Origin of the sequence: Clostridium sp. CCUG 7971, assembly GCF_017590215.1 — a bacterium.
Lineage (GTDB): Bacteria > Bacillota > Clostridia > Peptostreptococcales > Peptostreptococcaceae > Faecalimicrobium.
The window spans coordinates 1-8,283 of record NZ_JAFFPK010000166.1; the positions used below are offsets into that span (position 1 = coordinate 1).

At 28.6% G+C, this 8,283-nt stretch carries 7 protein-coding genes; all 7 read right to left on the reverse strand.

Annotation, left to right across the window (positions count from 1 at the left end):
- Nucleotides 1–18 precede the first annotated feature (18 nt).
- The 7 genes from JWF52_RS17500 to JWF52_RS17530 all read right to left on the reverse strand — a co-directional run bounded on the left by JWF52_RS17500 (nt 19) and on the right by JWF52_RS17530 (nt 8,236).
- On the reverse strand, nt 19–1,749 hold the full coding sequence (locus tag JWF52_RS17500; RefSeq protein ID WP_208334772.1) for a phospho-sugar mutase: 1,731 nt from the start codon (nt 1,747–1,749) through the stop codon (nt 19–21).
- A gap of 117 nt (nt 1,750–1,866) precedes the next feature.
- Nucleotides 1,867–2,658, reverse strand: a complete 792-nt coding sequence (locus JWF52_RS17505; protein WP_208334773.1) for a resuscitation-promoting factor — start codon at nt 2,656–2,658, stop codon at nt 1,867–1,869.
- Between the two features lie 246 nt (nt 2,659–2,904).
- A complete protein-coding gene (locus tag JWF52_RS17510) occupies nt 2,905–4,293 on the reverse strand; it encodes a cation:dicarboxylate symporter family transporter (protein ID WP_286184256.1) in 1,389 nt (462 codons plus the stop codon).
- A 439-nt stretch (nt 4,294–4,732) separates the two neighbouring features.
- Complete coding sequence (locus JWF52_RS17515) at nt 4,733–5,683, reverse strand: alpha/beta hydrolase (RefSeq protein ID WP_208334774.1); 951 nt, start codon at nt 5,681–5,683, stop codon at nt 4,733–4,735.
- Nucleotides 5,684–5,894: 211 nt separating this feature from the next.
- Nucleotides 5,895–6,302: a hypothetical protein gene (locus JWF52_RS17520; protein ID WP_208334775.1), complete on the reverse strand. Its 408-nt coding sequence runs from the start codon at nt 6,300–6,302 to the stop codon at nt 5,895–5,897.
- A 123-nt stretch (nt 6,303–6,425) separates the two neighbouring features.
- Nucleotides 6,426–7,928 (reverse strand): sodium/pantothenate symporter, encoded by a 1,503-nt coding sequence (gene panF, locus JWF52_RS17525; RefSeq protein ID WP_208334776.1) that lies wholly within the window; start codon nt 7,926–7,928, stop codon nt 6,426–6,428.
- Nucleotides 7,928–8,236 carry a YhdT family protein gene (locus JWF52_RS17530; RefSeq protein WP_208334777.1) on the reverse strand — a complete coding sequence of 103 codons (309 nt, stop codon included), beginning with the start codon at nt 8,234–8,236 and terminating at the stop codon, nt 7,928–7,930. The genes panF and JWF52_RS17530 overlap by 1 nt, the downstream gene beginning before the upstream one ends.
- Nucleotides 8,237–8,283: the final 47 nt, after the last annotated feature.

Genomic DNA, 8,283 nt, shown 5'->3' on the forward strand with positions numbered 1-8,283 from the left:
TTATATCCTTTTTATATTTTACATTAACTTTTCTATAGTGTTCTCTATATAAGTTTTTATTCCTTTTATTTTCTCATCTGATATACTTTCATCTTCACCTTTCACTGCTATATAAAATTTAAGCTTAGGCTCTGTACCTGAAGGTCTTATAGCTACCCAAGAACCATCTTCTAAGAAATACTTTAATACATCAGCTTTAGGTAATCCGTCTATGCCTTTAGAATAATCTTTAGTATCAACTACATTTATATTATTTATATTTTTTATATCATTTTCTCTAAAGAATAATATTATATCTTTTATTTTAGATAAACCTTCTATTCCTTTTAGTGTTAAAGATATAGTTTCCTCTTTGAAAAATCCATATTTATTGTAAAGTTCAATTAAACCTTCGTATAAACTCATTCCTTTAGAAGAATAAAATGCTGCCATTTCAGATATTAATAAAGATGCTACAACTCCATCTTTATCTCTAGCATGAGTTCCTACTAAATATCCATAACTTTCTTCATATCCAAATACATAAGTATTTTCTTTAGTTCCCTCAAATAGCTTTATTTTCTCACCTATAAATTTAAATCCTGTTAATACATTTAATACATTTACCTTATTTGCTTTAGCAATATCAGCTCCAAATTCTGATGTAACTATAGTCTTTATAAGAGCAGAGTTTTCTTTTAGTCCATTTTTTTCTTTTAATCCCTCTATTATGTAATTAGTCAACATTCCACCTATTTGGTTACCTGTAAGTAATACATATTCTCCACTTGTAGTTTTAACAGCAACTCCAACTCTATCACAATCTGGATCTGTTGCTATTACAAGGTCAGCACCTTCCCATTTAGCAAGTTCAATACCTCTTTGTAAAGCTTTTTTGTCTTCTGGGTTTGGATAATCTATTCCTGAAAAATTAGGGTCTGGCATTTCTTCTTCTTTAACAACTAATACATCTTCAAAACCTACCTCATTTAAAGCCCTTCTTATTGGTACATTACCTGTTCCACAAAGTGGTGTATAAACTATTTTAAAATCTTTTCCAATATTTTTTACTAATTCAGGTCTTATTATTTGACTTTTTACAGCTTCTATAAAGTTTGTATCTTCTTTTTCATCTAGCATTATAATTAAATTTTTATTTTCTTCTGTTAATGTAGGTATAATACTATAATCATGTATACTATTTATCTCTTCAGTTATAGCACTTGCAATATGAGGCATAACTTGAGCTCCATCTTCCCAATATACTTTATACCCATTGTATTCCGTTGGGTTATGACTTGCTGTTATTACTACCCCAGATATAGCATTTAAATTTCTAACTGCAAAAGATAATTCTGGTGTAGTTCTTAAACTGTCAAATATGTATGCTTTTATACCACATGCTGCTAAAGTATTGGCAGTTTCTATACAAAATTCTCTAGACATATGTCTATTATCATGCGCTATTACTACTCCTCTATTTTTTTCTTCTTCTGTAGTATTTTTTATTATATAGTTTGCAAGACCAAACGTAGCTCTTCTCACTGTGTATATATTTATTCTATTTCTACCAGCTGCTATTACTCCCCTAAGTCCAGCAGTACCAAATTCTAAATCCTTATAGAATCTATCTTCTATTTCTTTTGTATCCCCATCGATTTTTCTTAACTCATTTTTAGTCGTTTCATCAAAGTATGGATTATTTAACCACTCCTCGTATTGCCTCACATAATCATTAATTTTAATTTCTCTTTGCTTTGTGCACTCCATAATTTTAATCTCCCTTTCTTCATAAGCTTTTATATTAATATTTATTAAATATAACTAATTTGTCAATCTAATTTTATAATTTTTCTAATATTAAGTAAATATAGTATAGCTTATATTTTAATTAGTAACATATATATCAATTCTACGTCTCCCCCATTTATAAGCTTCACTGTTACTTCCCATGAATATATCTATTATATTACCTTTTATAGCTCCTCCACAATCTTCAGCTGTAAAAGTTTTATTAAATTGAGGTATATATACCTTTGATCCATATGGTATAATCCTTGGATCCACTGCTATTGTTCCCCACTTAGGTATTGTTCCTGTAGATGTTATCCCATCTCCTGAATAAGCTGTAGCTTCTACATTCATACGTCTAGAATTACTTCCTCTAGATGCAACAATAAATTCTTCTTTTGTTCCTTTTTTTACTATTTTATCAACAGGGTCTTTTGATATATTTTCATTTATTAATTTTTTTTCTACTAATTTTCCATCATGATAAGTTAAGTCATATACTAATTCTTTTTTGCCTAGCTCTCCTTCTACTTTTACCTCAGTTTTTCCTTTTAATAAATTTTTATCATCTACTAATTTAACTTCAAAGGCTATATCTTCATATTCACGTTCTTGCATTTTACTTATGTCAATGACTTTTATTTTCATATTGTCTGTTAATTTTGAATCTAAACTCGGGGTTATCTTATCATCACTATCATACTTTACTCTATTTTCATCTAATAAATCTTTAACAGTATTTTTAAATGTTGACACTTTAACTTCTTCACCCTTAACAACTAAACTTATCTGTTCTTTATTTAAAAAACTATACCCACCTATTAATATTCCTATTAAACTTATACTAGCCAAACCTATAACTATATTCTTTTTATACTTCTTGTCCATAATATTCTCCTCCTCATTTTTATAATAAACGTGAAATTATAAACTTTATGAGCCTTAATATTTTCAGACTTAATACGTTTTTATATTATATTAATGCACCGGTGAATTTATGTAACTAAATTGTAACTTTTGGTTTTGGCATTGTCAATTTCTAATTTTGTCTAAATATATTGTCAATTTATTTTGTCGTATTTTATATTTTTGTAAAAAAACCTTCAACTATTATTTAGTTGAAGGTTTTATATATTAAGCGTTATTTTTATTAAACGTCTCTTTATCAATTTTTCCAAGTGAGTTACCAACAGTTATAGCTGTAGTGGTAGCTCCATTTACATTTATCATTGTTCTACCCATATCTAATATTGGATCTATAGCTATTATACCACCAGCTAGAGGGAAGTATGAACCTAATCCAACACCTGATAAAACTACTGATACTGCCATTGTTGCTGTTCCTGGAAGACCTGCTATACCTAATGAACTTATAGTTATAACTACTAATAACATAACATAGAAACTTATATCTTTATCTACTCCAGCCATGTTTGCTACAGTTATAGCCATTAATGCAGGATATATACCAGCACATCCATTCATACCCATATTAGCACCTAAGCTTGCAGTAAAACTTGCTACACCTTCTTCAACACCTTGATTATCTGTTAATGCTTCTATAGTAACAGGTAATGTACCTAAGCTTGAACGAGATGTAAATGCTAAAAGTAAAGGCTCTGCTGCATTTTTTATATAAGTTACAGGATTTAATCCATTTAAAGTTATTATTACTAAATGTATTATAAATAGTATAGCTACTGATATATATAGAGCTACTATAAATTGAACAACTGATACCATAGATGCTAATCCACGAGCAGTTAATGTATTTGCAAGTAGAGCAACAACTGCATATGGCATAAACTTAATAACAGTCATAGCAACACTTACTATTATTTTATAGAATGCTTCTACTAAATCAACAAATGGTTTTATTATATCTGAATATTTCTTATTTAATCTCTTAACTGAAAGACCTAAGAATGTTGCAAATACTATTATTGCAACTATATTACCTTCTGCCATTGATGCTACTGGATTTGATGGTAATAATCCTCTTAAAGTATCCACTAAAGGAGTTATTTCTCTAAGTTCTGGAGCTTCTATTCCTGCTATATCAGCACCATATCCTAATTTCATAACATTACCAACTACTATACCTACGATAGCTGCAAGTGCAGTTGTTGCAAGTAACATTCCTAATGATCTAAATGTTAATGTTCCTAAGTTATCTCCATCACCCATATTGATGATAACTCTTAATATTGATACAAATACCATTGGAACAACTAACATTTTTAGTAAATCCATAAATCCTGATCCAAATAATCCATACCACTTACTTACTTCTTGTAGCCAAGTTACTTTTGATGGATCTTCAGGAAGACCTGCCACTAATTGTATTATGACACCTAGTATAAGACCTATTATTGTTGCATAAATTGTTCTTGTTGAGAATTTAATTTTTTTCTTTTCAAATTGCTTAACAATAACAAATGTCCCTAAAAGTACAGCTATAAAAAGAACTGTCTTAATGTCTGTAACCATAAGGAACTGTGATAAGAATGAACTTTCTCCCATTTTTCTCCTCCACGATGTAAATTTAATTTTTTAATGTTTCTTAAATAAATCCAATACCCTATTTTGGATTGTTTTACCTTAAATATTTTTTTAACTAAATTTTACACTGTAATACTAAATATAATTTAAATATTTAATAAACACCCTATAAATACGTTTTCCTTATATAATACCCAAGTATAATTGCTGTTAAATAAATACTTAACTTTCTTGTATTAGCTTATTATTCTTACACAAATCATGATATATTATTAACAGTTTGGTGTCAATAATATTTTAACAATATTTTAAGTTTTTTTCAATTTTTATATAATTTTCTAAAGTTTACTTCAATTTTTCTTTATTTTTGTCCTATATTATAATATTATTTCTTTATTTTCCATATTTTTTATAATTAAATCAGTACTATTTCTAACTATATATGTAATTTTATATTCTATTATATATTTTTAACTTCTTTTAATTCAGTTTTACTGTCTATCCAAGCTAATATATTTTCTATAACTTCATCTTTATTTATTTCATTTAACATTTCATGTCTTCCACCAGCATACAATTTACATGAAACATCTTTTACTCCTAAATCTATATATCTATCTTTAAGCCTTAAAACACCCTTACCATTTTTACCTATAGGGTCTTTATCTCCTGACATAATATAAATTGGCAAATCTGTTGGCACTTTTTTAAGATTCTCTTTTCTCTCAATTTCTTTTAAACCCTGGATGAAATCATAAAAGAATCCTGCTGTAAATAACACTCCACAGAAAGGGTTGTTTATATATTTATCCACCTCGTCATTATCTCTACTTAGCCAATCGAATTCTGTTCTTGATGGTTTAAATTTTCTATTATTTCCACCAAATATTAGATTGTCTAATTTCTTACTTCTATATTTCCTACCATACCTTTTTATTTCATTTGATATAACTATATCTGCTAAATTTAATATAAATCCATGCTTTCCATTTGAACCAGATAATATAAGGCCATCTAAGTTTCTTCCATATTCCATTATGTATCTTTGAGATGCAAATGACCCCATACTATGTCCAAATAAATATATAGGTAAATCTTTATTTTCATTTTTTATTATATTAGTTAGTATATTCATGTCCTCAACTAAATATTTGAATCCATCTTTTTCAGCTAAGTATCCTACATTATCTATATGTTTAGCAGTCTTGCCATGACCTCTATGGTCATTTATATATACTGTATATCCATTTTTAGTTAGTCTCTCAGCAAAATATTCATATCTATCTGCAGTTTCTGACATTCCATGTGCGATTTGAACTACTGCCTTAGGAGTTATTTCTTCATCTTCCCACTTATATACATTTATATCTAACTCTTCTTTTCCTTTAAATGTGAAATTTGTTAACTTCATAAAACTTTCTCTCCTCCTCTATTAATAAAAATTTATAATTTTATACTCTAATCTACTTTATATTTACCAATTTATACCCATTATTTATAAATTTTATTATATCAAAATGAATTTAATTATAAAATACTTAACTTTCTAACCATTTTAAATTGATATTAATCTATTAATACACTAAAAAAAGTAACTTCTTCAATCCATATTTATTGAAAAGTTACTTTTTCTTTACCTTTTTTATACGTTTTATACGTTTTCTTTTTTTCGTTTTACTATTTCTTCCAACAGTAGGTATCACTATTGTACTTCCAATTAGCCCACCCTCCTCGGCTTCTTCTTCCCCTACGATGTCTTCTTCAATTTGTTGTGATCCTAAAGCTGCTTTTATTTTATCTTGAGTTGTAAGAAGTGCAAGATCTGCTGAAACCATTCCTAGAAAAACTATTAAAAGCGCTAAGTCTGCATCATTTAGCTCTTCTGCTAAGGCATATGATATTGTAGATGATAACAATATAAAGTCTGCGTATGAGAAAGACGCTAATCCTAAACCTTTATCCTTTCCTAGGTTGTTATTACAAGAATTATTATTTTTATTTCCAGTTTGCGATTTATTTTTATTATCCATAAATTCGCTTCGCTCCTTTACGGTTAGTATTATCGATATTAAATTATATTCAATATTATTTACTTTACTACTATAAAATAGTTTTGTAATAAAAAACGCCTTGATAATTCAAGGTGTTTTTTATTATTTATGATATATTCCCCAAAACATTTCTATAACTTCATCGTCTGGAGCTTTTGTAAATTTAGATACTATTATAAATAATACTAAAGATATTAAAAGAGGCAATACTATTGTATGTGTTCCAAATGGCCTAGTCCATACATAGCTAAATAATATGTAACTTCCTATACCTGATATTATAGATGCTATAGCTCCTTTATCATTAGCCCTTTTCCAATATAGACCTAAAATTATAGGCCATAAAAAAGTAGCTATTATACCTGCATTTGCATAAAGATTTAGCCAAACTATTAAATCTGGTGGGTTAATAGCAACTATATATATCGCTATTCCAATAATAGCTGTAGCTATTATACTTATTTTTCCTATCTTTCTTGAGTTCTCTTTTAAGCTAGGCTTTATATAGTTTACTATTATATCATTTACTATTGAACCTGATGCTACTAAAAGCTGAGAATCAACAGTAGACATTATAGATGCAAGTGGACCTGCTAAAAGTATACCTGCCAACATCGATGGGAAAAGCTTAGTTGTTAGCGTTGGAACAACTAAATCTCCTGATTCTATTCCTGTTACTAAAGTAGATCCAAATGCTCCTACTAAATGCATTCCCAATAATAAAATCATCGACACAACTGTACCGTACTTTATACCTTGATGTAAACTTTTAGTATCTTTATAACTCATTGCCCTTTGAGATACTGAAGGTATTCCAACTACTGCAAATCCTACTAATATCCAAAATGACGTTACCCAAAGAATTGTCATTTTCCCTTCAGTAACTCCAAATGGAGTTATCATACCAGGATTAATAATAGCCATATTTTTAACAATATTTCCTACTCCTCCGCCTGCTATAACCGTTGTTATAAATATTAAGATAGTTGCAATTGTCATTATTACACCTTGTATTGTATCCGATAATGTTACTGCTCTAAATCCTCCGATTACAGTATGGACAATTACTGTTATTCCAAAAGCTGTTAGTGCAATATTATAATCTAATCCTACTGAACCTTGTAATAATCTAGCTGCCCCTACCCATTGCGCTGCCATTGCTGCTATAAAAAATACTACTATTGATATAGATGTTATTATAACAACTATATCTGATTTATATCTTTGTCTTAAAAAATCTGTTATTGTAACTGCATTTATTTTTCTTGATATGATTGCGAATTTTTTTCCTAGCACTGCTAATGTAAAATATCCAGTCGGCATTTGAGCCATAGCTAAAAATACCCATGCCAACCCTTCTGTATAAGCTGTACCCGGTCCACCTATAAAACTTCCTGCACTTAAATATGTAGTGACTAATGTCATTGCAAGAACAAATCCACCTAGTCCTCTACCACCTGTCATATATTCATCCATAAATTCATTATTTTTATTGTTAGAATATCTTGCTTTATTTACAAATTTCATTGAGTAAAATCCTACAGCGAAAATTGCTATAAAATAAACGATTATAGGAATTAATACTCCAAAATTTACACTATTCATTAGTCGAACTCCTTAGTATATTTTTCAATTTCTTCTTTTGTTAAACCTTCTAGAGACATGTCTTTAAAATATTTATTTATCATAATTACAGTTAGTATAGAAAAAAGTATCCCCCCTACTATACAACTCATAAAAAACCAAGTTGGAAATCCTAATATATATGTATACTCTGAAATAGGCTTCTTACCTAATCCATATCCCCATCCAAACCACCATATAAGGTTAATTACACCGAGACCTAATCCCATAATCGCTTCTTTATTACATTGTTTAAATCTTGGATCTTCTATAATTTTTTTAGATTTCATAAATATTCTCCTTTCTTACTAATATCCTAAAAATAGCTTATTAATTT